This window comes from Microbispora sp. NBRC 16548, from assembly GCF_030268985.1.
Taxonomy (GTDB): domain Bacteria; phylum Actinomycetota; class Actinomycetes; order Streptosporangiales; family Streptosporangiaceae; genus Microbispora; species Microbispora catharanthi.
Genome location: NZ_BSSF01000010.1, coordinates 63,254 through 87,366 on the forward strand (window position 1 = coordinate 63,254; position 24,113 = coordinate 87,366).

Consider the following 24,113-nt stretch of genomic DNA (forward strand, 5'->3'; position numbering starts at 1 on the left):
AGAAGTCATACCGGTCAGGTGGAGAACCGCCGGGGCGGTCCGCCTACGCGGTTGGACGTCCCTGATCAGGCACGCCCCCGAGAGGGACATCGCGCAGGCTGAGCAGCAGGAGGAGGGCGCAGCCCCCCACGAGCGCGATGTCGGCGACATTGCCGACGAACAGGCCGCCGTAGTCGATGAAGTCCACGACATGGCCCTGGGCGAAGGCGGGCGGGCGGAAGAGGCGGTCGAGCAGATGGGATGTGGCGCCCCCGAGCAACGCACCCAGCACGAAGGTCCAGGCCGGCGACCGCAGCCGCCGCCCGACGTAAAGGATGCCGGCGACCGCGGCGGCCGCCGTCAGGGTGAACAGCCACGTCACCCCCGTGCCGGTCGAGAAGGCGGCGCCGGCATTCAGCAACAACCGGAACCGGATCAGCTGCGGGATCACCGTGATGCTCTCACCGTCAGAAAGCGCGGAGGTCGCCCAGAACTTGGAGGCCTGGTCCACGAGAAGAACCGTCGCGGCCAGCACGAGCATCCGCCCATATGGCCGCATACCTGGTCTCGTCCCCTGCGAACCTCGTCCGTCCGACACCCCTACCTCGCAATCCGCAACGTTCTCAGTGCCGATCAGGACGTGAAGACGCGATCGATGACCCGCGCGGTGGCCTTGCCGTTGTCGTGCGGCGCGTAGGTCCGCGTGAAGGCCGCGTAACGGTCGGTCAGCTTGGCGGTCACGGCGTTGATGTTCCGCAGGACCTCCACGACCTCGGGCGAGGTCTCCAGGCGCGGCCCCGGGCGCTGGGACTCCAGGTCGAGGTACAGCCCGCGGGACGAGCGATACTTGGCCAGGTCCGGCGTGAACAGCACGACCGGCCGCCCGGTCGCCACGAAGTCGAACATGACCGACGAGTAGTCGGTGACGAGCACGTCGGCGATCAGCAGCAGATCGGCGGTGTCGGGGTAGGTCGTCACGTCGATTGCGAAGCCGTCGTGTGCGTTCACGTGCGGGAAGGCCTGCATCATGTGCCCGCGGACCAGCACGACGTGGTCGGCGCCGAGTGCCCGCTTCGCGTCCGCCAGGTCGAGCTTGACCGTGGCGTTCCTGCGGTCGTAGTCGCGGTAGGTCGGCGCGTACAGCACGACCCGCTTGCCCTCGGGGATGCCGATCCGGCGCCGGATCTCCGCCGCCAGCGCGTCGCGCTCGCCGGAGACGAGGACGTCGTTGCGCGGGTAGCCCGACTCAAGGATCTCGCCCTCGTAACCGAAGGCCTTGCGCAGGACGGACGACGCCCACGGGCTCTGCGACAGCAGCAGGTCCCAGCCGCGGACCTCCACGGCCTGGCGGTGCCACACCGGGGGCCTGGGCTCGCGCTTCATGTGGGCCTGGTCGCGGCCGATGTGCTTGACCGGCGTGCCGTGCCAGGTTTGCACGCAGACCTGGTCCTCACGGGTGCGGAACCACTGCGGCATGAAGCCGTTGGACACGATGTAGCGGGCGCGGGCCAGCGCCTCGTAGTGCTCCCGGCTGCCCTCGCGGACGACCGTGGGCACCACGCCGTCGCCGAGCCCCAGCTCTCGCGAGCCCGGCGGGACGAACGCGCCGTCCCTGACGACCCAGATGTGCTCGCCCTCGTCGCCGCGCCGCATCCGCTCCTCGTAGATGGCACGCGGGTTGTCGGAGTAGGCGCGGCCGTCGAAGGAGACGTAGACGGTGGCCTCGCGCAGCGGCCGGGCGCGCTCGGCCGGGTAGAAGGTGCGGCTGAGCGCCCACACGCCCGCCGCGCTCCGCTCGTCGCCGGGCCGGTCCTCGGCCGCCACCAGCACCGGCACGTCGTAGCGGGTGGCGACGAACCGGTAGACCCGGCCGCCGATGAGCCTCGGGCTCTCGTCCAGCGCGTCGAGGCCGGCGTGGTCGAACCGGGCGGGCACCATGGCGGGGCCATACCTGCCGGGCGGGGCCACCGAGACGTTCCAGGTGCCCTCGGCCAGCGGCACGGCCGACCCGAAGCGCGGCATCGCGCCGGGCGACAGCCGTACGGTGAAGCGCTCGCCGTCGCGCTCGAGCGGCACGCGGATGGTGAGCCCGCCCCGGTGCCGCAGCACGAGGTCGCGCGGGCCCTGGTCGGGGTCGGGGTAGCGGCCGGTGAGCGTGATCGACCCGTCGTGCCACTCGGCCGTGGTGATCACGGGCAGGATCTTGTGACCGGAGATGACGACCCGGTCGCGCCGGTCGCCCTGCACCGTGACCTCGCGCTCGCCGAGCAGTAGGCGGGTCTCCTCCGCGCCCTCCAGCATGACGGCCGCGGCCGGGTCTCCCTTGGGCTCGACCCACAGCCGCCGGGACTCCGCGTTGAGCAGGGTGCCGACCGCGAGCGACAGCGAGAAGCGGCTGCCGCCCTCGACCGGGGCGAAGTCGGCCGACATGCGGTGGCCGCCGACACGGGCCTTGCCCTTGGTGACGGGCCGGCCCGGCAGGAAGCCGGTGAGCTCGATGTTGTCGCCGTTCAGCCGCACACCGGCGAGCTGGGCGCGGGTCGGCTGGTAGACCACCTGCAGCGCCTTGTCGGAGGTCCACACGGGCCGCACCCACCAGCGCGGGCGCACCTGCAGCCCGGCCGGGCGCTCGGTGCGGCCGATCACCGGACCGCGCAGCACGCCCTTGGCACGGGCGGCGCGGCTCCAGATCACGATCTCGGCCCGCCAGGTGGTGGTGTCCTGGACGGTGTGGCGGCGGCGCAGCACCCGCTTCGTGCCGCGCACCAGGGCCCGCACCCCGGCGCGCCAGCGTAGGGCGAACGGATGCAGCTCGGCCGTGAAGCCCGCCCAGTCGTAGTTGCATCCGGGTTCGCGGGCGGCGTGGGTGGCCTCGGGCCGGTAGGTCCTGCGGGTCCTCATCGTGACCCGGGGCAGCCAGCGGGGGCCGTGCAGCACGACGGTGGCGCGGTTGAACCGCCCGCTGCGGACCGACAGGCCCGCGATGTAGGCGTGCCCGGTCACCCTCAGGCGGTTGCCCGCCCAGGTGATGTCGTCGATCTGCGTGACCGGCACGAGGTCGGCTGCCCGCAGGCGCAGCAGCGAGGGGTCGCCGACCTCGACCGGCAGGTCGGCATACCACCGCAGGCCCCGCCGCACCCGGCGGGAGGGCTCGGCCGCGGCGGCGGCCAGCTTGGCCAGCGCGTCGCTCTCCGCGAGCTCGCCCGGGTCCTGCGTCTCGATCAGGTGACAGGCGACCCGGCGCCCGACCGGCAGCTCCCGCTTGACCTTCGGGTCGACCTCCCCGAGGTAGGGCCGGAGCGCGTCGATGGTCTGGCGGCGGCGGGCGGGCCCGCGCTTGGCTGCGGCGTCGAGGCGCAGACCCAGGGGACCGACGATCGCCTCACGGTCGACCTCCCGGCGCTGCGCGGGGCTTAGCCCCTCCGCGCGCACGAGCGCGACCAGCGCGTCGATCGGCTCGCCTCGGTCGTAAAGCTCCTGGACAGCCCGCAGTCGTTCAGCGACGGCGTCGCTCGTGGGTGCGGGTGTCATTCGGGAGGCACCACCCTTCGCCAGACCTGTGTTCAGAAAATGGTAATGCCCTCAGAACACTGCCAGACCTGACTCGCGGAAGCCTGTGGATTTCCTGTGAATCAGCGGGTGACACCCCTGTGGCACCGGGTGACGAGCGGCACTACGTCGGGGGAAGGGCGCGGATCCGACCGCCCGGGGCGCGGCTTGTCAGCCCCCGCGTCAGGGCTGGGGAACGGGCTACGATGATCACCGCGACGGTCGGTCCCGGCCGTCCCAGCGGGCCGCGCGCATGTCGGCCCGCGCGCCGCGGACCGGGGTGCCCTCCTCGCGCCACCGGACCAGGCATTCGGCCTCGAGACCGGGCGCGGGAGTGCCGTCGGCACGGATCACCCGCCACCACGGCACGGCTCCGCCCCACAGCGACATCACGCGGCCGACCTGCCGCGGGCCGCCCTCGCCGAGATACTCGGCGACGTCTCCGTACGACATCACCTTGCCGCGCGGGATCCGCTCGACCAGGTCGAGCACCCGCTCCGCGTACGGCGGCGGCTGGCCGCGGCCGTCCCTCAAGCGCTCCACTCGGTCGGCCCGGCCGCGATGATCTCTTCGAGCTTGCCGAACTCGTAGGTGGACGATCCGTTGATCTGCTCGACGACGCCGTTCCTGATGCCGTACGCCTCGCCGTCCTCACCCACGAGCCGGGCCCCCATGAGATCGGTGAGAAGTGCCAGCTGGGCGACCTGCCAGTCGGACCCGGGCCGGCCGAAAAGCCGTCCCGACCAGGTCGCGATCGGGTGCACGGAGTCGCCGTGGCGCGCGACGACCTCGCCCGCCTCGTGCGACCCGCGCAGCTCGAATCCGGCCCGCGCCGAGACGCTCGCGAGTTCGGCGTAGGCGAGCGGTGCATCCCGCTCTACGCGCAGCTCGTACCCCATGAGCCGCGACCCTAGCGAAATTTGACCTGGCCTTGTCACCGGAAACACGAACATCGGGAAGACCGCGTCCGAAATGCTGCAGAACGGCGGCCAACATGTGATCACCGGCGGCGGAGCGCCACGGCCGCGGCGCAGAAACCGCCGATTCCGAGGGCCACGGCGATGCCGTAGATCCAGAGCCTAACCGGATCCGGCCCCGGGCGCGCGGGCCCCTGCGAGACCGGGCCCTTGCCGAAATGCGCGTCGTCCTGCACCGAGGACGCGTGCCCATATCCGGTCAGTTCCGCGGCCTTCCGCAGGGCCGCCGCCGCGTCCACAACGCCGAATCCTATTTTGTCGTCATAACCCGCGGACGGATGAGGACGGGATGTCGCCGTCAAAGCACGCGACACCAATTCCGGCGGCAAATCTGGATATTTAGCCTTTATTAGTGCGATAGCGCCCGCGACGAGCGCGCTGGCCACACCGGTCCCCGACACGGCCCCCCGGCGGCCCCCTGCGAGGGTGACGGGCACGCGGTCCCCCGGCGCGGCGACCAGGACCGAGAGGTTGTCACTGCTGCCCGGCGTCTTGGCGCCCTTGCGGTCGACGGCGGCGACGCCCACCACTCCCGGGTAGCCCGCGGGGAACGCCCAGTAGGAGGTGCCGTTCTCCCGGGCGTACGGCGACCGGCCGGCGTCCCCCACGGCCGCGACGACCACCACGCCCCTCGCCAGCGCGAAGGAGATGGCGTCCCGCTCCACGCGGTCCACCGCGTACGCCGGGACGGGCAGGCAGATGACCTTGGCACCCCGGCCGGTCGCGTAGCGGATGCCGCGCGCGAGCGGACTGTCCTGCGTCTCTCCCGCAGGGCTCTCGGGCTCGACCGAGCCGCCCTCGGGACGGCTCCTGACCACGGGGAGGGACAGCACCCGCGCCTCCGGCGCGATCCCGGACGTCCCCCCGCCGCGCCCGCTCCCGGCGATCGCCGAGGCCAGCGCGGTCACGTCGTCGCCCGGCCGCACCGTGTCGTCGCCGAACATCGCGCCCGTCATGTCAGGGCCGCGCTCGACCCGGCCGCTCAACTCGGGCACGCCGGCGTCGGGCTGCCCACTGCCGAGCAGGGCGACGGTCACGCCCGCGCCCCTGCTGACCTGCCAGGCGGCCGCGGCGTTGACGGCGTCGAGCGCCCACCGCGAGTCCTCGCCGCCGGGTGCCGGCGCCGCCGCGACCGCCGGTCCGGTCCCCAGGAGGACGGCCGTGAGCGCCGCGCAGAGGAAGGCCGGCCTCAGCACACGTTCCCCTGGGTGCAGCGGGGGACGTCGGGGGGCTCTCCGAGGGCGCGCGCGATGCGCCCGGCCACGGTCTCGGCCACGGGCCACATCTCGCTGTTCACCTGTTCCTCCAGGGGGACGGAGGCACGCGTCCTCCCGTCGGTGTACCCCACAGCGGAGAAGACGATGTACGGCCCGGCGCCCACCCATCCGGTGCGCTGGCGCTGGTCCGCGCCGAAGGTGTCGGTGACCGTGCCGGGGAAGGCCACGGGCCGCACGCCCACCCGGTCGTCCACGGGCAGTTCGCCCGCCGCGTCGGCGCGGGCCTGCTCGCTCGGCAGCACGGCGACGCCCACGGTGACGGCGAACGTCGAGGTCTGGTCGACGTAGGTGGCGCGCAACACGGCCTGGCAGCCGTGCCTGCGCAGCACCGACGCCACCGGCGAGTCGACCGCCGCGGCGCACGCCGCCTCGGGGGCGATGCCCACCCTGCGCGCGTACTGCTGGGCGCGGCCGAGCGCCGTGTACGGAAGCTCCTCAGGGAAGACCATGCCCGCGGGCCACGCGCGCCACCGCCGGGCCACGTCCTCGGCCACGTAGCGGGCGCGCTCGGCGTCGGTGAGCGGCCTTGACCTGTTCTCCTGGATCAGCCCGACCGACCCCAGCAGCACGTTCACGGCGGCGACGGCGAGGACGACGCCCATGATCGTCAGATAGAGCGAGCGGAAGCGGATGCCGCGCTCGAGTTCGGCCCGCTCCCTGGCCGCCTGGGCCGCGGCGGCCCGTCCCCTCGACGCCGTCCAGGGCCGCGCGCGGGCGCGGCGGGCAGACGCGCCGAGCGGCAGTGCCCGCGGGCCCGCCCGCCGGACACCGGACGGCGTCCGCGCCGTCTGCGGGCTGCGGGACTGCTCGGGCGGCATACCTCGATGCTACGTCGGCAGGCCCGTCGGCCAAGGAGCCGGCGGCAGCGCGTCGTCTTCCTCCCGCTGTCGTCTGCGCGCCCGCCGGGTGAGCACGAGCAGGACGGCCACACCCGCGCCGGAGCCGGCGAAGGCGCCGAGCGCGATGGCGCCGCAGAGGAGGATCCCCCCCGTGTCGCGCCGCACGACCACGATGGGGTCCTGGTCGTTCGCGGCCGAGCGGACGGCACGTGCGGGGCTCTGCACGCCCGCCCCCGACGCCGTGGCGCGGTGGCGGGCGAGGGTGGCCGCGACGCTCAGCGCCCGGTACGCGTTGACCACCCCGAACCCGGTGCCGGTGTTGTACGGCCCCTTCCTGGCCGGCGACGACGTGAGCGCCTGCGCGACGAGGGCGGGCGACATGCGGGGATAACGCGACTTGATCAGCGCGGCGACGCCGGAGACGAGCGCGGTCGCCTGGGAGGTTCCCCGGCCGACCCAGTATTCGTCGCCGGGACCGGCTCCGAGGACGTCGACGCCCGGCGCGGCCACCATCACCGAGGAGTTGCGGTTGGAGAACGAGGCCCGCCGCAGTGTGGACGTGACGGCGGCCACCGAGATCACGCCGGGGATCGCCGCCGGGTAGGAGTACGGCGCGGTCCGCTTGCCCGCGCCGTCGTTGCCCGCCGCGGCGACGAGGACGACGCCCTTGGAGATCGCGTACCTGATCGCCGTACGCTCGTCCTTCGTCGGCATGTCCTTCGACAGCGACAGGTTGATGACCTCGGCGCCGTGGTCGACGGCGTAGCGGATGCCCTTGGCGACCACGGCCTCATACCGTGCGTCGGAGTTGAACGTGCGGAACCCGGGCTCCTCGTCCTCGAGGATCACCCGCACGGACAGCACCCTGGCCTCCGGCGCGATGCCGATGATGCCGTCGGCGCCGCCGGGACCGTGCCCGTGCCCGGCGATGAGCGAGGCCATGTACGTGCCGTGCAGGCGCACCGGCTGCACCCCGCGCGGGTTGGCCCCGGCCGTGAAGTCCCTCCCGGTGACGACCGATCCGGCGAGGTCGCGATGATCGGGATCGACACCCGAGTCGAGGACCGCGACGGTCACGCCCCTGCCTCTCGTCAGCCGCCAGGCGTCGTCGGCGTCGAGCGTGCGCAGCACGTCCTGCTGGCTGAGCCGTACGTCGTCGGCCCTGGCCGGGCCGGGAACGAGGAACGCGCCGCCCGACAGGGCGAGCGCGGCGGCGGACGCCGCGAGGACCGCGCGGCGCAGCGCGGTCAGCACCGCCACTCCTTGGCGGTGCAGTCCGGGGACGCCGGCGCGGTGAGGATCGCGCCGACCTCCTCGGCCAGGTCCGCCGTGAACGAGAACATGGTCTCCCGCTGCTCGCCGAGCGCACGGGCCGGGCGCCCGTCGACCTGCCCCGCCGTCGTCATCACGAGGTACGGCCCGGCCGTACGCAGGGTCAGCGACTGACGCCCGCTCGCGGTGAAGCGGTCGGTCACGGTGCCGGGGAACGGGAGGGCGCGCAGCCCGGGGGCGGCCGACCCACCGCCGGGGAAGATGGGGATGGCCGAGCGCGCCCTGAGCTCGTCGGGGAAGGCCGCAACGCCGATCGTCACCACGACGCCCTGCAGGGCGTCGAGATAGGTGGCCCGCAGGATCGCGCGACAGCCGGCCGCCGTCATCTGGCCGGCGATGGCCGTGTCGACGGCGCCGCGGCAGTCGGTGCGCGAGGAGATGCCCACCCGCCGCGCCAGCTCACGCCCGCCCTGCTCGCTCGTGTAGGCCAGGGTGGCGGGGAAGATCCGGCCGGCCGGCCAGCGCTCCCACCTCAGCGCCGTCTCGGCCGCCTGCGCCTCGCGCAGCTCCGCGGCGCTCGGTCCTCTCGTCAGCTCGGCCACGGCGGCGCTGGCCGCGATCCCGCCGACGATCGCGCAGACAAGGGTGATCGCGGAGGCCACGGCCACGGCCGGCCAGGTCCGCGTCTCGCCCACTGCGCCTCCGTTCCCTTCGCGGCCTCCCTCCTCCAGTGACCTTAACGCGACCTACCGCCCGCCATCCCCACAAATGCCCTCGGAAAGTACTTGACGCTTCGGAAAGTGAAAAGTACTTTCCAAGTTGGAAAGAGCATTGGGAGGAGCCTCCATGAACCACGAGGAAGCGGCGCGCAGCCTGGCGACGATCCGGCAGACGCAGATGAAGGCGGTCAGGTCCCGGCCCTGGTTCCCGACCTGGTACGTCGTCGCCGTCGGGCTGTTCGTGACCGGTGTGCAGTTCGTCACCGAGCCGGGCACGCCCGTTCCGGTGATGGTGATCACGGGTGTCCTGCTGTTCGCCGGCATGGGCGCGCTGGTCGCCGTCTTCGTCCGGACGCGTGCGATGACGACTCACCGCAGCCTGATTCGCCTGGACGCCATGGCGCTCTTCGCGCTCTGGCTCCTCCTGAGCATCGTGATCTGCCTGGCCGTCGCCTTCCGCCTGGACGCGGCCGAGGTGGCCTACGCCCGGACGTACGGCGGCCTCGCCATGACGGCGTTCCAGCTCGTGACCGGGCCCTTCGTCGGGCGCCGGATCTCCGCGTTGCTCGCCCGGGGGATCGAGAGCCGCTCGTGATGGAGCTCGATCCGGTCATCCACGCGCCGACCCGGCTGCAGATCGTCTCGCTGCTCGCGGCGGCCGAGGAGGCGGAGTTCGGGTTCGTCCGCGACACCGTCGGCGTCAGCGACTCCGTCCTGTCCAAGCACGGCAGCGCGCTGGAGAGCGCCGGATACGTCGCCGTACGCAAGGGATACGTGGGCAAGCGACCCAAGACGTGGTTCAAGCTCACGGACCAGGGACGGGCGGCGTTCACCGCGTACGTCGAGAACCTGCAGCGCATCGTCGCGCCCAGCGGCCTCAGCGTGGTTCCGGACGAACGCGTTTAGCGCGTGAACGGCGACGGCCGCCGCCTCGTCCGGAGGCGGCGGCCGTCGTCGTGTCGTCGCGGATCAGTAGGTCGGCAGGCTGGGGTCGACCGTCTTGATCCAGCTCAGCACGCCGCCGCCCACGTGGACGGCGTCGGAGAAGCCGGCGTTCTTGAGGACCGCGAGCACCTCGGCCGAGCGGGCGCCCGACTTGCAGTGCAGCACGATCTTCTTGTCCTGCGGCAGCTTCTCCAGGGCCGAGCCGTTGAGGAACTCGCCCTTGGGGATCAGCACGGCGCCGGGGATGTTGACGATCTCGTACTCGTTCGGCTCGCGGACATCGATGATCATGATGTCCTCGCCCCGCTCGCGCATCGCCTCGAGCTCGCCCGCGGTGATCGTGCTGCCCGCGGCGGCCTGCTGCGCCTCGTCCGAGAGCGTGCCGCAGAACGCCTCGTAGTCGATCAGCTCGGTGATCGAGGGGTTCTTGCCGCACAGCGGGCACTCGGGGTCCTTGCGGACCTTGACGTCGCGATACTTCATCTCGAGCGCGTCGTAGATCATCAGGCGGCCGACGAGCGGCTCGCCGACGCCGGTGATGACCTTGATGGCCTCGTTCACCTGGACGGAGCCGATGGACGCGCACAGCACGCCGAGCACGCCGCCCTCGGCGCAGCTCGGGACCATGCCCGGCGGCGGGGGCTCGGGGTAGAGGCAGCGGTAGCACGGGCCGTGCTCGGCCCAGAAGACGCTCGCCTGGCCGTCGAACCGGTAGATGGACCCCCACACGTACGGCTTGCCGAGCAGCACCGCCGCGTCGTTGACCATGTAGCGGGTGGCGAAGTTGTCCGTGCCGTCCACGATGAGGTCGTAGCCGGAGAAGATGTCCATCACGTTGTCGGTCGTGAGAGCGACGTTGTGGATGATGACGTTGACCAGCGGGTTGATCTCGCGCACGCTCGCGGCGGCCGACTCGGCCTTGAGGCGGCCCACGTCCGACTGCCCGTGGATCACCTGGCGCTGCAGGTTCGACTCGTCCACGACGTCGAAGTCGACGATGCCGAGCGTCCCGACACCGGCCGCGGCCAGGTACAGCAGCGCGGGAGAGCCCAGGCCGCCCGCGCCCACACACAGCACCTTGGCGTTCTTGAGGCGCTTCTGACCCGCCATGCCGACGTCGGGGATGATCAGATGGCGCGAGTAGCGGCGCACCTCGTCAACCGTCAGCTCTGCTGCCGGCTCTACCAGCGGTGGCAACGACACAGTCCCACTCCTGCTTTCCGTGTCCCGTTTTCGTGCCAATGGTCGCGCTCGGCTCCATGGGCCCAACACAAGCTCTTCTCACAACTTAACCGGGGTGGCCCCGCATTCCCCAATCACGCTGTTCGGCGCAGGGGCGTCCTCGTGTAGGCCAGCAGGCGGCGCGCCTCCCGGGCCACGAGCTCGGGATACTCCATCTGCGCCACGTGACCGGCGTGCGGAAGGGTGACCAGGCGCACGTCGCGGAAGACCCGTCCGGCCCGGTGCGCCATGCGGGCGTGGACCAGCCGGTCGCGCAGGCCGTACACGACGAGGGTGGGCGCGGAGACCCGCTCGGCCTGCCGCCAGAGGTTGTCGGGGCCCACGCGGAAGTACTCGCGCACGATCGCGCGGGCGCAGCCGACCATGGCCGCCCCCGCGTGCGGCAGGCCGTCACGGCGGCGCAGTTCCTCTATCGCCTCGTGCAACCGCTCCGGGTGGACCCGCCCGGCGTCGGCGTAACACATGCTGAGCGTCGCCTGGACGCGCCGCTCAGGCGGCAGCGCGCTGAGCCAGCGGACGGCCAGCTCGCCCAGGCGCGGGGCGGCCGACATGGCGATCCTGGCGGGGCCGTACCTCGGCCGCAGGTCGGGCAGCGCCGGCGAGACCAGCGTCAGCGACCTGACGAGGTCGGGCCGCGTGGCCGCGACCCGCACCGAGACCGCGCCGCCCATGGAATTGCCGAAAAGGTGGACCGGCCCCTCTCCCAGAGCCTCGACGAGCCGGACCAGCGCCCTGGCGTGGGCGGGGACCGAATAGTCGCCGTCCACGGGCTCCGGGGAGTGCCCGGCCCCCGGCAGGTCGAGGGCGACCCCCCGCACCTCGTCGGAGAGCTCGCCCATCAGGTCGGTCCAGTTGGTCGCCGAGCCCGCCAGGCCGTGCACGTATACAGCGGTCTCGGGCGGCCCCTTCGGGGTCGTCCGCACATGGATGCGCGCGTCCCCCACGTCGATGAGCCGGCCGGGCCACGGTGGAATCGGCTCGACACCCACGCGTCCTCCCCTGTTCGCCTCGTGCTTCTCGACCATAACCCTGCCCGTACGCCACCTCGGGAGGCACTCCCGCTACCCGGGGGACGCGGGATCGATCATCCGGGTTCGCCCCGATCAGCGAGAGCGACATAGGGGCAATATCACCCTCATTCGGACATTTCGAAATGCGGATACGAATCGCAATTCGGACCAAAGCGATCCTATCGGTGCCAACGATGCCAATAAAGCGATAAGTGAATGGCAAAAGCCGCCGACCGCCGTTTGTCGCTCCTACGGTGAGGAAAACAAGACAATGCAGGGATGATCCACCAAGGGTCATCAGTAAGGGCATTTTCCGAACGACTTGGAAAACGCCGGAGTGTCGGGGCAACAATCCTTCAAGGAGGACATGAAATGCCCAAGTTCAACAACCTGGTCGGGATCCTCGCGATCAGCGCCGCGCTCACCGGTGGTGCCGTCACCCTGGGTACCGCTGTCGCCGCCACCAGCGCGAACGCCGCGACCGTCATGGGCGGCTACGTGGGCGGCGGTGGCTACTACCCCTACGCGAACTACAACCGCAATTCGCAGCGGCAGAAGCACAAGGCGCTGAACGGCAACAAGAACAAGAACAAGAACAAGACGAAGCAGTGGCAGCACGAGCGGCAGAACCAGGGCCAGAACCAGTTCCTGCTGCGTGACTTCACGCTCGTCCTCACGCCGTTCCAGAAGACGGACACCGACGCGCGGGCGCTTCCGTACAACTGGCAGTACGGAAACACGCAGTCGTACCCGTACACCCGTACGAACAGCTACAGCGACCAGTTCAACAACCCGCGTCAGGGCCAGGACTCCCTGGCTCAGCCGAAGACGAACACGGCCACCGAGGTCGACCCGCGCGTGAAGAAGAAGGACATCGACGCGGACATCGACGTGAACATGGAGAAGGAGAAGAAGAAGGACTACCAGCCGGAGATCGTGCCCTGACCGGATCCGCACGAGCGGCCTCGGTGAACGTCCCCGGCCACGGCGGGTGACGCGGCAGCGACGGCCACCCCGTACTCGTGACGCGCGGCCTCACCTGAGGCAGGGCCCGCGAGCGACGGAAGACACACGCGAGCGATGGAGCGGCGGACACCGCCCGGCGGGATGGGCGGCGACCGGATGACCGTGAGAGACGGCACCGGCGCCACCCGTCCGCCGCTCCGTCCGCGGTCGAACGAGCAGTTGAGAGAGCAGAGCACCGGCGGCGTGTCCGAGGAGAGGACCGCCGGTGCCAGGCGAACGCATCGCGCCGCGTCACACACGACGGCGCCGAACCCACTATCACCCGCCCTGGTCCCTCACCGGACCGGGCCGGGGTCGCGATATTCAGAGGAGAAACACCCAAATGTCCGCGTTGAAGAACATCGCCGGGCTTCTCGCCCTCGGCACCGCGCTGAGCGGCGCGGCCATCGCGCTCGGTGGCGCCACCGCCGGCACGGCCAGCGCAGCGACCGTCATGGGCGGGTACATTCCCGCTCCGTCCGGCGGTGTCCGTTACGTCCGGCCGAGCTACAACTACAACAGCAACCGGCAGCGCCAGGGGCACAAGGCGCTGAACCGCAACAAGAACAAGAACAAGAACAAGAACCACGAGTGGCAGCACGCTCGTCAGTCCGAGAACCAGAGCCAGTTCCTGCTGCGTGACTTCACGCTCGTTCTCACGCCGTTCCAGAAGTCGTCGAACGGCTCCGCCGCGGTTCCGTGGAACGCCCAGTGGTCGCAGAACTCCACGATCCCGACGACGAACACCAGCGACTACAACCAGATGCACAACCGGCCCTGGCAGGACCAGTCCTCGCAGGCCGACCCGCGCACGAACACGGCCACCCAGGTCAACCCGCAGGCCAAGACCAAGGATGTCGACGTCGACGTCGACGCCGACATCAAGAAGAAGGAAGAGGAGAAGAAGGAGCACGCGCCGCGGCCTGAGGACATCACGCCCTGATTCAGGACCTACCGCGTCGCCGGATGACCGACTGTGATGAGACCCGGGCCGCGGGCCCGGGGATCGACTGAAGGGCGCCCGTGCTCACCGTGCCCGTGGACCGCGTCCACGGGCCTCCGGGGAGCACGGGCGCTCCTCGCTGTCCGCAATCCCCCGTCTCCCACCGCTCGCCCCGGTCCGGCCGCGCGACATCCGCGGGCGCGGACTTCAGGCAGTTCCCCGACAGACCCGAGGCCCGGCCGCGTCGCGAGTCCCTCCGATCGGCACGGCGCTCGCCCGAATCAGCCCGCCCCTGCCCCGCCTTCGCCCTGCCTCGCCTTCGCCCTGCCCCGCCTTCGCCCTGCCCCGCCTTCGCCCTGCCTGCCACGCGGCCTCACGCCGTCGTACGCACGCCGGCATGGCGTGCCCCACGGGCCGCACCCAGCCGTCTTTCCGTTTCCCCGTTTCCGCGTTTCCGCTGCGAACGCCTCACGCGTCCGGCGTTCACCTTGCCCCGGCACGCCGTCCGCCTACGCCGCCGCCAGCCCGGGACGAGAATCGGACATTCTAGGACAAGTCGCCCTTTATTATTCTAAGTCCCGCCATAAAGCCCTAATAGCTGATCAAAGGCTACAGAGGTGCGTTTGTCGGGCTCGCGCGTCGGACATCAACGTATCGCAGGAACCCGGCCCACGGGGGCCATAGAGATATTTCTCTCGAATCTCCAGTGAGAGAAATATCGGAGGATGCGGGGAATTCCAATCCTTTCAAGGGGGACAGCAATGCCTAAGTTCAAGAACGTTCTCGCCGGCCTCGCACTCGGCACCGCGATCGCGGGGGGCGCGATCGCCATGGGCGCCACAGCCGCGAGCGCCAGCTGTGGAGACGGCTTCTTCGGTATGGGCGGCATGCCCTGCAACAACAACACCTTCGTTCCCATCGGGCTGAACAACAACAACAACTGCCAGCCGTTCAACAACAACAACTGCAACAACAACAACTGGTGCAACAACAACCAGAACAACAGCTTCTGGAACAACCAGAACTTCTGGAACCAGAGCGCTTTCTGCGACAACCTCGACAGCGACTCCAACTTCGCCATCGTCGGCCCCTGCGCCACGATCGCCTTCAGCGACAAGACCAACCGCGAGAGCAACTGGTTCAACAACGGCCAGTTCAACAACAACAGCTGGTGGAACAACAACCAGAACAACAACTGGTGCAACAACAACAACGACAACAACTTCTGCAACTGACAAGGCGGGGCCGGCAACGGCCCACGAGACGACCGCGCCGCTCGAAATCCTGCCAGGTGAAGGGATGACGAAAACGGCCGGCCACACCGTCCTCCACCGCCTTGACAGGAGAACGGCGCCCTGAGGCGCAGTCACGTTCCCGCGGCGTCGCAAGCTCCGTGAGCACTCCAACGCTCCGGGAACGGCCGTTCGATCCAGCAGAGACAAGGGCTCCGGCGAGACTCTCGCCGGAGCCCTGACTTTTTCCCCCGTACGACGGACTCAGGCACGGAGCCCGAAGCGACAGATTCGTGTGTGGGTTCCGGCCGGCACGGAGCCTCCAGGACGCCTTTCTCGGCCCGTCCAATCGGCCGCGGCCCTGCGGCAGCATCATAGGCCGACGACGCCCACAACGCCGCAGGCGCTCAAGCTGTCGCCTCCGTTTCCGTCGCACAGCCGAGCTCCGACGCGTGAACGCTCCCGCCCGAAACCGGTCATTCAAGACATTTCTCTCTTAATACCTCTAAGTCAGTTCATAAGACTCTAACTAGTGATCAAAAGGCTTAGATGGCCGTTTGTCAGGCCAGCGCGCTGGAAATCATGACAGCACAGGAAGTTAGGGCCCAATTGGGGGCCCGAAGGATATTTCCCACAACAAAGAGAAATGTCCTAAACAAATTCAGGGATACTGAATCCTGTCAAGGGGGACACGCATGTCCAAGCTCCACAAGATCATCGCCGGTGTCGCGCTCAGCACCGCCGCTGTCGGCGGCGCGCTCGCCCTGGGTGCCGGTGCCGCCGGCGCCGCGACCAGGACCGGCGACGTCGACCGTCCCATCGTCCGGGACGGCCTGGCCAACGGTGTCGACGACAGCACGGGTGGCATCGCCCAGGGCAACAGGGGTATCGGCGAGCGCGGTGATCGGGAGAACGTCTTCCCCGTCTTCTTCAACCCGAACAACAACAACAACAACTTCGAACGGAACGACCGCAACCAGAACCAGAACCAGAACGACAACAACAACTGGTGGAACAACCAGAGCTTCTGGAACCAGGGGGCGTTCGCCGACCGGCGGGACGACTTCTCCGGTTTCGGCCTCGTCGCCAAGGACGTCGCGATCGGCTTCCAGGACAAGACGAACAAGGACAACACCTGGTTCAACAACAACTGGTGGAACAACAACAACTGGTGGAACAACAACGACAACAACTGGTGGAACAACAACAACAACGACCGCGTGAACTGAGAAGGCAGGTCAAGCGGCTCCTGCGAGACGATCGCGCCGCTCCGAGAAGGTGACGGATCCGGAGAGCCTCCCACGAGGTCTCCGACCCCGGCACACGGACTGGCGCCGTTGAGTGCAGAGACACGTTCCTCGACCGGCCGGCCGCTCGCTCACCGAGCGACGGCGGCCTGAACGGGGACGGCCGTCAATCCTCCTACAGTGACAACCAAGGGCTCCGGCGGGAAGGTTCCGCCGGAGCCCTGCTCTTTTCCCTGACCGCGGTCATCGCCACCACCCCCTTCCCTCCGCGGCCTTTCCCCCGGCCCACGATCTCAGCCACTCCCCGGCCTCGTCCGACGCGAGCGGGATGACATGCGGGCGACGGCACGCTCCCCGCACCGACCCCACCGCATCGCAATGCGGGTAAGCCGGCCCCCCACTCGCCGAGCGTCAGAACGCGGCCGCACCAGGGGGGCAAATCGTACCTATCACTACATAAGGCGCATTATCCATCGAATCAAGCCTATACGCAGCTAATCATTAATCAAAAGCAGCAGACATCAGTTTGTCGGGCCGCCCGGCAGGAAATCACCCTAGCGTCGGAAGCAAGGCTCAATAAGAGCCAGTAAGGAATTCCCGTCCGCAGCATGCGGACGAGAAATGCCGACAGACACAGGGCAATTCGAAATTGAATCCTGTCAGGGAGGAACCATAATGCCCAACCTCAAGAAGATCTTCGCAGGGCTCGCGCTCAGCACCGCGGTCGTCGGCGGGGCCGTCGCCATGGGCGCCACGGCCGCCAGCGCCGATGACAACCCCTTCTTCACGAAGAACGTCGACCGCCCCATCGCCAAGGACGGCGCGGCCAACGGCGTCGACGACAGCACGGGCGGCATCGCCCAGGACAACAAGAAGGGGGATGACTTCTTCCCGCGCACGTTCTTCCCGAACAACAACCGGGAGCGTAACGACCGCAACCACAACATCAACGACCGCAACCAGAACAACATGTGGGACACCAACAACTGGTGGGGCCAGAACCTCTACAAGGATGACAAGGCTGGGCACGACGCCTTCGGCCTCGTCGCCAAGGACGTCGCCTTCGGCTTCCAGGAGAAGGACGACCGCGCCTTCAACTGGCTCAACAACAACTGGTGGGCCGACCAGAACTGGTGGGACAACAACAACAACGACTGGTGGAACCGCAACGACCGCGAGCACATCAACAACGCCAAGAACAACAACAACAACGTCTGATCCGCGAGGCGTGACACCTCGCGCGACACCGCGCCGTCCGGCCGGGTGACGGGAGTCGGTGGGCAGGACCGCCCACCAGCTCCTCTCCGCCGCGGGCCGGAGACGACGGCGCCGGTGAGTGCAGCCGGGTGTTTCCAGCGCATCCGCGCACCGAGCGACGGGAAGCCTGGAAACACCTTCCACCGGATGGCATGAGACAAGGGCTCCGGCGAGATCCTCGCCGGAGCCCTGACCTTTTCCGGCGCCCGATCCCGCCCCGCCACCACCTCACGCACCGTCCCGAGTGAGCCGGCTAACGAGGGCCGAAGCGAACGAGAATATGGGATTGAGCGAAACCGCGGCGGGGAAGCAAAGCGTGCCCTACCCCGGATCCCGCACGGACACGTCAGACAGGAACGTCGATCAGGTCAGCGGTCGCCTAACCCGGGGCATCGTGCCACAACGCGAGCCCAAATTCCCTCCGGCCCAGTTTGCCGGCAGGCCGCATCGGCAATTAAGACGCCACGGGCGATGACCGGACATACGGGACATCACCCGGACATTTCCGACAGTCACCGGGAATGTCGCACTCGGGCACTCCATCCTTCGAGGAGGACCTCAATGCCCAAATTCCGGAACGTCATCACCGGTCTGGCGGTCAGCACGGTAATGGCCGGCGGCGCGCTCGCCCTGAGCGCCACCACGGCTCACGCAGCCACCCCTGGCACCCCGACGATCAGCAGCAACTGGGGCCACGGCACGGGCCACTGCGGACGTCGCGGACGCGGCTGCCGTAATACGGCCGTCAACCGCAACGACTTCCGCTTCTTCAAGTTCAAGAAGGAGAAGAAGGTCAATCGGAACACCGCGGCCTTCGCATCCGGTGACGCCGTCGTCGATATCGACGGCGACGACGACGACTGACACTGACGGGTGACACCCAGTCGTACGGGGCCGTCGGCGCGAAGCCGCGGTGTCCGGGCCCGCCCTGATCACGCCTCCGCCACCTCCGTGGCGATCGGGCGGCGGTGAACGGGCGGCCGAGAGCCTACGGCCCTGTACGGATCGCCCACTTCCATACCGTGAAGAAAGCCCCGGCGGCGATGCCCGCCGGGGCTCCTCCGAAGAGATCTGAACAGACCTGGCAGGCTCAGGCGGAGCGGCGGGTCTTCCGCTTCTTCGGCGCCTTCTCCTCCGCGTCCGCGCCGTCCGACGCGGCCTTCCTGGCGGCGGCACCGGAGGAGGTGGCCTTGGCCTTGGCGGCTCCGCCGGGCGACTTGGCCGCGGCGGGACCCTGGCGCTCCCGCTTGGCCGCCTCGACACTGGCCCGCAGCGCGGCCATGAGGTCGACGGCCGGCCCGGCCTCGGCGGGGGCCTCGGGGGCGACGACCTCCTTGCCCGCCACCTTGGCCTCGATGACCTCCTGCAGCGCCTCCCGGTAGGCGTCCTTGTACTCCGCGGGATCGAAGTCCGCCACCATCGTGTCGATCAGGGACTCGGCCATCTTCAGTTCCTGGGGCCGTACGTCGACGTCCTCCTCCAGGAACCCGAAGTCGGCCTCGCGGATCTCGTCGGGCCAGAGCATGGTCTCCAGCACGAAGACGCCGTCGCGGACCCGGAGCGCGGCCAGCGACTCGCGCTGCCGCAGGGCGACCTTCACGACCGCCACCTGTCCCGACCGCTCCAGGGCGTCCCGCAACAGCACGTACGGCTTGGCGCCCTGCCCGTCCGGCTCCAGGTAGTAGGACTTGGCGAAGTAGATGGGGTCGATCTGGTCCGCGGGGGTGAACTGCAGCACGTCGATCCTGCGGGAGGAGGTCAGCGGCAGGTCGGCGAAGTCCTCGTCGGTCAGCACGACCATCTCGCCGGTCGCGAGCTCGTACCCCTTGGCGATGTCGGCGTAGGGCACCTCTTCGCCGTCGACCGAGCAGACCCTCTTGTATTTGATCCTTCCGCCGTCCTCCCGGTGCACCTGGTGGAACGTGACGTCCTTCTGTTCGGTCGCCGAGTAGAGCTTCACCGGGATGGTGACAAGACCGAACGAGATCGCGCCTTTCCAGATGCTGCGCATAGCCACATTCTCGTCTCTGTGTTCGAACAACGCTATGGTGGGATTCAAGGGAGTTACCTCATGGGCAGGTACCCACTATGGCGGTGCCGTATCCGATCGAGCCGATGCTTGCCATTCCAGGAGAAATCCCCTCCGACCCCGGGGCGTACGCGCTGGAGGTGAAGTGGGACGGCATCCGCGCGCTCGCGTACGTCGACGGCGGCGTGCGGGTCACCGGACGGCACGGCGCCGACTTCACCTCCCGCTATCCCGAGATCTCCGCCGCCATGGCCCCGCTGGCCGGGCGCAGGGCGGTCGTCGACGGCGAGGTGGTGGCCTTCGACGCCGAGGGCCGGCCCAGCTTCGCCCGGCTGCAAAGACGCATGCACATCACCGATCCCGCCGGGGCCCACCTGCTCGGCCGACTGCCGGTCTCCTACCTGCCCTTCGACCTGCTCCATCTCGACGGGCACACGCTGCTCGACCTGCCGTACCTGGACCGCCGGGCGCTGCTCGACTCGCTCGGCCTGGGCGCGCCGCCGTACCTCCCCTGCGAACCGGCGGTGCTGGAGGCGACCAAGCGGCAGGGACTGGAGGGCGTGGTCGCCAAGCGTCTCGACTCGCCGTACCGGCCGGGCCGCAGGGCCGAATGGTGGATCAAGGTCAAGAACCTGCGCACCGCCGAGGTGGTCGTCGGCGGCTGGCGGCCGGGCAAGGGCCGCCGCGCGGGCGGCGTCGGCTCGCTCCTGCTCGGCATGTACGCCGGGGTCTCCCCGGCCCGGTTCCTCTTCGTCGGCCACGTGGGCACCGGGTTCACCGACGCGATGCTCGGCGACATCCTCCGCCTGATTGAGCCGCTCGAGATCGGGCAGAGCCCCTTCTCTGACGGGCTTCCGAGGGAGATCTCCCGGAACGCCCGGTGGGTCAGGCCCGAGGTGGTCGGCGAGGTGGCGTTCACGATGTGGACTCGGGACGGCGGTAAGCGCGACGGGCGGCTGCGCACACCCGTGTGGCGGGGCGTGCGCGCCGACAAGATCCCCGCGGAGGTGCGGCGGGAGGAGCAGCGATGACGGACAAGGTGCGGGTGAAGGTGGAGGGTCGCCTGCTTGTCCTGACCAATCTGGACAAGGTTCTCTACCCCGACGCCGCCTTCACCAAGGCCGAGGTGATCGACTACTACACCCGGATCGCACCGGCCCTGCTACCGCACCTGAAGGGGCGCCCGCTCACGGTCAAGCGTTATCCGAACGGCGTCGACGGCCAGTTCTTCTTCGAGAAGAACGTCCCCGAGCACACGCCCGACTGGGTCCGTACGGTGACACTGCCCGCGCCGGGCAGCACCAAGAACCGCGAGGAGATCGATTTCGCGGTCGTGGAGGACCTGCCGACCCTGGTCTACTACGCCAACCTGGCCGCCCTGGAGATCCACGTGCCCATGTGGCGGGTGGCCAAGGACGGCGAGCCGCAGCCGCCCGACACGCTCGTCTTCGACCTCGATCCCGGCGCCCCCGCCACCATCGTCGACTGCTGCCGGGTCGCCGTCCTGCTGCGCCGGGCTCTGGCCGACGACGGCCTGGACAGCCACGCCAAGACCAGCGGCCAGAAGGGCATGCAGCTCTACGTCCCCTGGGACCGGGGCCCGGGCACCTCCGACTACGCCAAGGCGCTCGCCCGCCGGATGCAGGCCGAGCATCCGTTCGTGACGAGCGTGATGGCGAAGAAGGAGCGGCCGGGCAAGGTCTTCATCGACTGGAGCCAGAACAACCCGGCCAAGACGACGGTCGCGCCCTACTCGCTGCGCGCCGCCGGGCGGCCGACCGCGTCCACTCCCCTGCTGTGGGAGGAGGTCGAGGCGTGCGACAGCCCGGACCAACTGGTGTTCACCGCACCTGACGTGCTGCAGCGCGTGGCGCAACACGGCGACCTGTTCGTACCCCTCACCGCTTAGCCCGGCCGCCACCCTGGCCGTAGTGTTGGACCTGTCGCAGCCGACCTTCGAACGGAAGGACAAGCAGATGCCCGAGATGGACCCCCTCGACGAGGTGGTCGAGGAGATCTCGATCGAGGCGCCGGAGGCTGACGCGGTCGAGCAGCACCAGCTCGTCAAGGTCGCCGAGGACAGGCGCTGGCCCGAGCGTGTTCCGTTCGAAGCCGACCCGGCCGACGTGGCCGAGCAGGAGCGTACGGTCGACCTCGACGACGACGACTATCGCTGATCCGGATTACCGACACGTAGGATGAGGCCTCGGGGCGGGAGCCCCCGATGCGCATCTTGCAAGGAGACTGCCGTGACCGCTACCCCGGACGCCAAGCCCCGGGGCACCCGGCTACCCCGGATGGCCCGCCGCCGCCAGTTGCTGAGCGCGGCACAGGAAGTGTTCGTGGAGAACGGCTACCACGCGGCGGCGATGGACGAGATCGCCGAGCGGGCCGGTGTGAGCAAGCCGGTGCTCTACCAGCACTTCCCGGGCAAGCTGGAGCTGTACCTCGCGCTGCTCGATCTGCACGTCGACGACATGGTGACCCGATGCCGCCAGGCGCTCGAGTCCACCACCGACAACAAGCAGCGGGTGCAGGCCGCCATCGGCGCGTTCTTCGACTTCGTCTCCAGCCAGGGCGAGGCGTTCCGGCTCGTCTTCGAGTCCGACCTGCGCAACGTCGCACCCGTACGGCAGCGGATGGAGCGTTCGCTGCACGAGAGCGCCGAGGCGATCAGCCGGGTCATCCAGGAGGACACCGGCTGCTCCAGCGACGAGGCGCACCTGCTCGGCGTGGGCCTGGTCGGCATGGCCGAGGTGAGCGCGCGCTACTGGCTGAGCAGCCACGGCTCGATCCCCAAGGAGGCGGCGACCCAGCTCATGGCGCGCCTGGCCTGGCGCGGCATCAGCGGTTTCCCGCGCACCGGCTGACCGGAATCATGTTCGCTTCACGCGATCACGGGGCTGACCGCTCCCCGAGGCGACGACGATGGGTAGGGAACAGCCCTCGCGAAAGGGGAGCCCGATGGAAATAAAGATCGGCGTGCGGTCGGTGCACCGTGAGCTCGTCGTGGAGACCGACCTGTCGGCCGAGGAGATCGAGGAGGAGCTCCGCAAGGCGCTCGCCTCCGACAAGGGTGTCTTCTCACTCACCGACACCAAGGGCCGCCGAGTGGTCGTCCCCGTGGACTCGCTTGGCTTCGTCGAGATCGGCGAGGACCAGTCGCGCCCCGTCGGCTTCGGCGGGACGCTCTAAAGCGCCTCCGCCATCGCCACCGGCCGGCCGGCGGCGCGCGCCCACCACGCGCGCCGTCCCGGCGGCTGACCGTGATCGGCGCGGGGTCAGGAGCGTCCGTAACCGCATCCGCGGGGGCGGCGGGTCAGATCCGCGTGATGGGGATCCCGCCTCCCGCTGATCGTCGGACAGCCCGCGCTTCCTCTCCGCAACACCGCACGCGGAGTCCAGGTGTTCGGCCCACATCTCGTCAAGGAAGTGCCGTAGCGGCGCGAGGCCCTCATGCTCGCACCGTACATCCGTTTGGCACGTGCGCGACCCATGAACGCCGGACCGGCCGGTGCCCGGGGCGGGCCTCCGGCCCTCCCGATGACCGCCGTTTCGGGATTCGGGCCAGGTCAGCGGGGATCGAGGGCGCGGAGCGCCGCATCGACGACCCCGCGCCAAGCCATGAAGATCACGGGCCGGGAGTGAGGCCGAGCGCGGCCATCCGCTTGCCGTGCTCCTCGGTCAGCCTGGCGAACATCCGCCCGACCTCCGCCAGGTTCTCGCCCTCCTCACCCACCAGCAGGGCGGCGAGCTGCGGCCGGACGGCGGCGAGCCGCTGCCCCTGGCTCAGCGCCTCGCCGACCATGCGGCGCGCCCACAGCGCGAGACGGCCGCACAGTCGCGGGTCGGCGTCCAGCGCGGCGCGCACCCGCTCCACCGCGAACTCCCCACGGCTCTCGTCGGTCAGCACCTCGTCCACCAGGGCGCTGATCGAGGGAGTGGTGTGGCGCGCCGCCTCGCGGTAGAAGTCGCCCGCGATCCCCACGCCGACGTACGCCTTGATGAGCGCCTCGTACCAGTCCTTCGGCCTGGTCTGGGCGTGCCAGGCGTCGATCGCCTCCGTGAAGGGGGCCATGGCCTCCTCCGGATCGACGCCGAGCGAGGCCAGCCGGTCCCGCAGCACCCGGAAGTGCCCGTACTCGGTCGCGGCCACGTCCCCGAGGGCGGCCCTGTCGTTCAGCGTCGGAGCCAGCAGGGCGGCGTCCTCGGCCAGCCGGAGGAAGGCGGTGAGCTCGGCGTACGCGAGGACACCGAGCAGGTCCACAGTCCCGGGAGAGGAATCACTCATGGGTGCAGCGTACGGCTCCCGGGCTCCCCCGCCGGCGCCCCGCTCGTCCCCCGCTTCCCGGCGGCTTCCCGTCCGGCACAGCAAGAGCTTTTAGCGAGAAGACGCAGAAATCGGTTCCGTGTTGTGGTATCGAGTAGACTGCTTCGTGGAAGTGCGACCGCACTGTGTGGATCAGTACTGTGTCGATCACCGTATCGATCCCTGTGTCGATCCGGGGCCATCCCCGGACCCCCAGGAACCACTGGATGCAGCGGTCGCTGATTCACGACGAGGGCGCGACTGTCCGCGAGGACCCGGACC

The 24,113-nt window shown here is 69.5% G+C and carries 25 protein-coding genes; 13 read left to right on the forward strand and 12 right to left on the reverse strand.

From position 1 onward, the window contains the following. Positions 1 to 43 precede the first annotated feature (43 nt). The 8 genes from QSK36_RS26510 to QSK36_RS26545 form a co-directional block, all read right to left on the reverse strand. A complete protein-coding gene (locus tag QSK36_RS26510; protein WP_221264359.1) occupies positions 44 to 520 on the reverse strand; it encodes a signal peptidase II in 477 nt (158 codons plus the stop codon). A 92-nt stretch (positions 521 to 612) separates the two neighbouring features. Continuing rightward, the gene (locus QSK36_RS26515) at positions 613 to 3,510 is read right to left on the reverse strand and encodes a CDP-glycerol glycerophosphotransferase family protein (protein WP_285784262.1); all 2,898 of its coding nucleotides are present in this window, start codon (positions 3,508 to 3,510) and stop codon (positions 613 to 615) included. A gap of 228 nt (positions 3,511 to 3,738) precedes the next feature. Next, positions 3,739 to 4,062 carry an MGMT family protein gene (locus QSK36_RS26520; protein WP_502883337.1) on the reverse strand — a complete coding sequence of 108 codons (324 nt, stop codon included), beginning with the start codon at positions 4,060 to 4,062 and terminating at the stop codon, positions 3,739 to 3,741. After that, on the reverse strand, positions 4,059 to 4,427 hold the full coding sequence (locus tag QSK36_RS26525; protein WP_139579266.1) for a hypothetical protein: 369 nt from the start codon (positions 4,425 to 4,427) through the stop codon (positions 4,059 to 4,061). Before QSK36_RS26525 ends, QSK36_RS26520 begins: the two co-directional genes overlap by 4 nt. Positions 4,428 to 4,528: 101 nt before the next feature. Further along, positions 4,529 to 5,701 (reverse strand): S8 family serine peptidase, encoded by a 1,173-nt coding sequence (locus tag QSK36_RS26530; RefSeq protein WP_285784264.1) that lies wholly within the window; start codon positions 5,699 to 5,701, stop codon positions 4,529 to 4,531. Further along, positions 5,695 to 6,600, reverse strand: a complete 906-nt coding sequence (locus tag QSK36_RS26535) for a hypothetical protein (protein WP_285784265.1) — start codon at positions 6,598 to 6,600, stop codon at positions 5,695 to 5,697. Before QSK36_RS26535 ends, QSK36_RS26530 begins: the two co-directional genes overlap by 7 nt. A gap of 9 nt (positions 6,601 to 6,609) precedes the next feature. Next, positions 6,610 to 7,875, reverse strand: a complete 1,266-nt coding sequence (locus tag QSK36_RS26540; RefSeq protein ID WP_139579268.1) for a S8 family peptidase — start codon at positions 7,873 to 7,875, stop codon at positions 6,610 to 6,612. After that, the gene (locus tag QSK36_RS26545) at positions 7,869 to 8,588 is read right to left on the reverse strand and encodes a hypothetical protein (RefSeq protein WP_225898727.1); all 720 of its coding nucleotides are present in this window, start codon (positions 8,586 to 8,588) and stop codon (positions 7,869 to 7,871) included. Before QSK36_RS26545 ends, QSK36_RS26540 begins: the two co-directional genes overlap by 7 nt. 151 nt (positions 8,589 to 8,739) lie before the next feature. On the opposite strand from QSK36_RS26545, the gene QSK36_RS26550 reads away from it, so the two are divergent. Continuing rightward, positions 8,740 to 9,207 (forward strand): hypothetical protein, encoded by a 468-nt coding sequence (locus QSK36_RS26550; protein ID WP_183542410.1) that lies wholly within the window; start codon positions 8,740 to 8,742, stop codon positions 9,205 to 9,207. Beyond that, complete coding sequence (locus tag QSK36_RS26555) at positions 9,207 to 9,518, forward strand: winged helix-turn-helix domain-containing protein (protein WP_285784410.1); 312 nt, start codon at positions 9,207 to 9,209, stop codon at positions 9,516 to 9,518. The genes QSK36_RS26550 and QSK36_RS26555 overlap by 1 nt, the downstream gene beginning before the upstream one ends. A 63-nt stretch (positions 9,519 to 9,581) precedes the next feature. On the opposite strand, the gene moeZ is transcribed toward QSK36_RS26555, so the two are convergent. Both moeZ and QSK36_RS26565 read right to left on the reverse strand, forming a co-directional pair. Continuing rightward, positions 9,582 to 10,760: an adenylyltransferase/sulfurtransferase MoeZ gene (gene moeZ, locus QSK36_RS26560; RefSeq protein ID WP_183542412.1), complete on the reverse strand. Its 1,179-nt coding sequence runs from the start codon at positions 10,758 to 10,760 to the stop codon at positions 9,582 to 9,584. Positions 10,761 to 10,873: 113 nt separating this feature from the next. Then, complete coding sequence (locus tag QSK36_RS26565) at positions 10,874 to 11,788, reverse strand: alpha/beta fold hydrolase (RefSeq protein WP_285784266.1); 915 nt, start codon at positions 11,786 to 11,788, stop codon at positions 10,874 to 10,876. 393 nt (positions 11,789 to 12,181) lie between these two features. Here QSK36_RS26565 and QSK36_RS26570 point away from each other — a divergent pair, with 393 nt between their 5' ends. The 6 genes from QSK36_RS26570 (at position 12,182) to QSK36_RS26595 (ending at position 18,357) form a co-directional block, all read left to right on the forward strand. Further along, positions 12,182 to 12,754 (forward strand): hypothetical protein, encoded by a 573-nt coding sequence (locus QSK36_RS26570; RefSeq protein ID WP_183542417.1) that lies wholly within the window; start codon positions 12,182 to 12,184, stop codon positions 12,752 to 12,754. A gap of 403 nt (positions 12,755 to 13,157) precedes the next feature. Continuing rightward, the gene (locus tag QSK36_RS26575; RefSeq protein ID WP_183542419.1) at positions 13,158 to 13,757 is read left to right on the forward strand and encodes a hypothetical protein; all 600 of its coding nucleotides are present in this window, start codon (positions 13,158 to 13,160) and stop codon (positions 13,755 to 13,757) included. Positions 13,758 to 14,518: 761 nt separating this feature from the next. Then, entirely contained in the window at positions 14,519 to 14,992 is a 474-nt protein-coding gene (locus QSK36_RS26580; RefSeq protein ID WP_183542421.1) for a hypothetical protein, read from the forward strand. Positions 14,993 to 15,684: 692 nt separating this feature from the next. Continuing rightward, the gene (locus QSK36_RS26585; protein ID WP_183542423.1) at positions 15,685 to 16,218 is read left to right on the forward strand and encodes a hypothetical protein; all 534 of its coding nucleotides are present in this window, start codon (positions 15,685 to 15,687) and stop codon (positions 16,216 to 16,218) included. A gap of 693 nt (positions 16,219 to 16,911) precedes the next feature. Beyond that, positions 16,912 to 17,454, forward strand: coding sequence for a hypothetical protein (locus QSK36_RS26590; RefSeq protein WP_285784267.1), 543 nt, complete (start codon positions 16,912 to 16,914; stop codon positions 17,452 to 17,454). A gap of 600 nt (positions 17,455 to 18,054) precedes the next feature. Continuing rightward, positions 18,055 to 18,357 carry a hypothetical protein gene (locus QSK36_RS26595; RefSeq protein WP_183542427.1) on the forward strand — a complete coding sequence of 101 codons (303 nt, stop codon included), beginning with the start codon at positions 18,055 to 18,057 and terminating at the stop codon, positions 18,355 to 18,357. Positions 18,358 to 18,583: 226 nt separating this feature from the next. Here QSK36_RS26595 and ku read toward each other — a convergent pair whose 3' ends face one another. After that, on the reverse strand, positions 18,584 to 19,504 hold the full coding sequence (ku, locus tag QSK36_RS26600) for a non-homologous end joining protein Ku (protein ID WP_183542429.1): 921 nt from the start codon (positions 19,502 to 19,504) through the stop codon (positions 18,584 to 18,586). A gap of 104 nt (positions 19,505 to 19,608) precedes the next feature. On the opposite strand from ku, the gene ligD (QSK36_RS26605) reads away from it, so the two are divergent. From ligD (QSK36_RS26605) to QSK36_RS26625, 5 genes are all read left to right on the forward strand, one after another. Further along, positions 19,609 to 20,553, forward strand: a complete 945-nt coding sequence (gene ligD / locus QSK36_RS26605) for a non-homologous end-joining DNA ligase (RefSeq protein ID WP_285784268.1) — start codon at positions 19,609 to 19,611, stop codon at positions 20,551 to 20,553. Continuing rightward, entirely contained in the window at positions 20,550 to 21,431 is an 882-nt protein-coding gene (gene ligD, locus QSK36_RS26610) for a non-homologous end-joining DNA ligase (RefSeq protein WP_285784269.1), read from the forward strand. The genes ligD (QSK36_RS26605) and ligD (QSK36_RS26610) overlap by 4 nt, the downstream gene beginning before the upstream one ends. 22 nt (positions 21,432 to 21,453) lie before the next feature. Beyond that, entirely contained in the window at positions 21,454 to 21,699 is a 246-nt protein-coding gene (locus QSK36_RS26615; RefSeq protein WP_285784270.1) for an Rv3202a family protein, read from the forward strand. Between the two features lie 72 nt (positions 21,700 to 21,771). Beyond that, positions 21,772 to 22,392 carry a TetR/AcrR family transcriptional regulator gene (locus tag QSK36_RS26620; RefSeq protein ID WP_030507436.1) on the forward strand — a complete coding sequence of 207 codons (621 nt, stop codon included), beginning with the start codon at positions 21,772 to 21,774 and terminating at the stop codon, positions 22,390 to 22,392. Positions 22,393 to 22,486: 94 nt separating this feature from the next. Continuing rightward, complete coding sequence (locus tag QSK36_RS26625; protein WP_183542433.1) at positions 22,487 to 22,717, forward strand: DUF3107 domain-containing protein; 231 nt, start codon at positions 22,487 to 22,489, stop codon at positions 22,715 to 22,717. A 436-nt stretch (positions 22,718 to 23,153) separates the two neighbouring features. On the opposite strand, the gene QSK36_RS26630 is transcribed toward QSK36_RS26625, so the two are convergent. Beyond that, positions 23,154 to 23,813 carry a ferritin-like fold-containing protein gene (locus QSK36_RS26630; RefSeq protein WP_285784271.1) on the reverse strand — a complete coding sequence of 220 codons (660 nt, stop codon included), beginning with the start codon at positions 23,811 to 23,813 and terminating at the stop codon, positions 23,154 to 23,156. Between the last annotated feature and the right edge of the window lie 300 nt (positions 23,814 to 24,113).

What these genes read in the sequence shown, in the direction of transcription:
- QSK36_RS26510 (WP_221264359.1), bottom strand. Translation starts at nt 520, where the DNA reads ATGCTCGTGCTGGCCGCGACGGTTCTTCTCGTGGACCAGGCCTCCAAG.
- QSK36_RS26515 (WP_285784262.1), bottom strand. Translation starts at nt 3,510, where the DNA reads ATGACACCCGCACCCACGAGCGACGCCGTCGCTGAACGACTGCGGGCT.
- QSK36_RS26525 (WP_139579266.1), bottom strand. Translation starts at nt 4,427, where the DNA reads ATGGGGTACGAGCTGCGCGTAGAGCGGGATGCACCGCTCGCCTACGCC.
- QSK36_RS26535 (WP_285784265.1), bottom strand. Translation starts at nt 6,600, where the DNA reads ATGCCGCCCGAGCAGTCCCGCAGCCCGCAGACGGCGCGGACGCCGTCC.
- QSK36_RS26550 (WP_183542410.1), top strand. Translation starts at nt 8,740, where the DNA reads ATGAACCACGAGGAAGCGGCGCGCAGCCTGGCGACGATCCGGCAGACG.
- QSK36_RS26555 (WP_285784410.1), top strand. Translation starts at nt 9,207, where the DNA reads ATGGAGCTCGATCCGGTCATCCACGCGCCGACCCGGCTGCAGATCGTC.
- QSK36_RS26570 (WP_183542417.1), top strand. Translation starts at nt 12,182, where the DNA reads ATGCCCAAGTTCAACAACCTGGTCGGGATCCTCGCGATCAGCGCCGCG.
- QSK36_RS26575 (WP_183542419.1), top strand. Translation starts at nt 13,158, where the DNA reads ATGTCCGCGTTGAAGAACATCGCCGGGCTTCTCGCCCTCGGCACCGCG.
- QSK36_RS26580 (WP_183542421.1), top strand. Translation starts at nt 14,519, where the DNA reads ATGCCTAAGTTCAAGAACGTTCTCGCCGGCCTCGCACTCGGCACCGCG.
- QSK36_RS26585 (WP_183542423.1), top strand. Translation starts at nt 15,685, where the DNA reads ATGTCCAAGCTCCACAAGATCATCGCCGGTGTCGCGCTCAGCACCGCC.
- QSK36_RS26590 (WP_285784267.1), top strand. Translation starts at nt 16,912, where the DNA reads ATGCCCAACCTCAAGAAGATCTTCGCAGGGCTCGCGCTCAGCACCGCG.
- QSK36_RS26595 (WP_183542427.1), top strand. Translation starts at nt 18,055, where the DNA reads ATGCCCAAATTCCGGAACGTCATCACCGGTCTGGCGGTCAGCACGGTA.
- ku (WP_183542429.1), bottom strand. Translation starts at nt 19,504, where the DNA reads ATGCGCAGCATCTGGAAAGGCGCGATCTCGTTCGGTCTTGTCACCATC.
- ligD (WP_285784268.1), top strand. Translation starts at nt 19,609, where the DNA reads ATGCTTGCCATTCCAGGAGAAATCCCCTCCGACCCCGGGGCGTACGCG.
- ligD (WP_285784269.1), top strand. Translation starts at nt 20,550, where the DNA reads ATGACGGACAAGGTGCGGGTGAAGGTGGAGGGTCGCCTGCTTGTCCTG.
- QSK36_RS26625 (WP_183542433.1), top strand. Translation starts at nt 22,487, where the DNA reads ATGGAAATAAAGATCGGCGTGCGGTCGGTGCACCGTGAGCTCGTCGTG.
- QSK36_RS26630 (WP_285784271.1), bottom strand. Translation starts at nt 23,813, where the DNA reads ATGAGTGATTCCTCTCCCGGGACTGTGGACCTGCTCGGTGTCCTCGCG.